Raw genomic sequence first — 421 nt, forward strand, 5'->3', positions numbered from 1 at the left:
TCGGCATACTGTTGGGTCCTGAGAGAACACGCAAGTGTTTTTTCTACAGGAAAGTGACGACAACCAATCGTGGTGGTCATACCGGCCGGGTTTTCCCGGTGTTCGGTGGCGACGTGAACATGGTTGGTTGTGTGTTGTTTGCGGGCTCTTCCCGTTTCAGAGTGCGTTGATCCGTTCCTGAAGCTGCCCGGAGTGGATCAACGACCGCAAGATGTAGTGGTCGAGATTCCGGAACCCGAGCGCGATGCCACGAAGATGCTCGAGACGGCCGTTGATCGCCTTCTTCTGTGCAGCGGCCTTCTGGGGACGACGCCGGCGCGGCTCGGGACGACGCCGCCGCGGCTTGGGCTCCTCCTCCTCAGGCTCTTCCTCCTCCGTCTCGTCCTCAGCGGTCTCTTCCTCGGGTTCCTCCTCCGTCTCG

The 421-nt window shown here is 60.6% G+C and carries 1 pseudogene; it reads right to left on the reverse strand.

The features are described from left to right. Positions 1–156: 156 nt before the first annotated feature. Positions 157–421 (reverse strand): annotated as a pseudogene (locus P3H15_RS55345) (hypothetical protein); the annotation flags it as partial.

Source organism: Rhodococcus sp. T2V (assembly GCF_029269925.1).
GTDB lineage: Bacteria > Actinomycetota > Actinomycetes > Mycobacteriales > Mycobacteriaceae > Rhodococcus_F > Rhodococcus_F koreensis.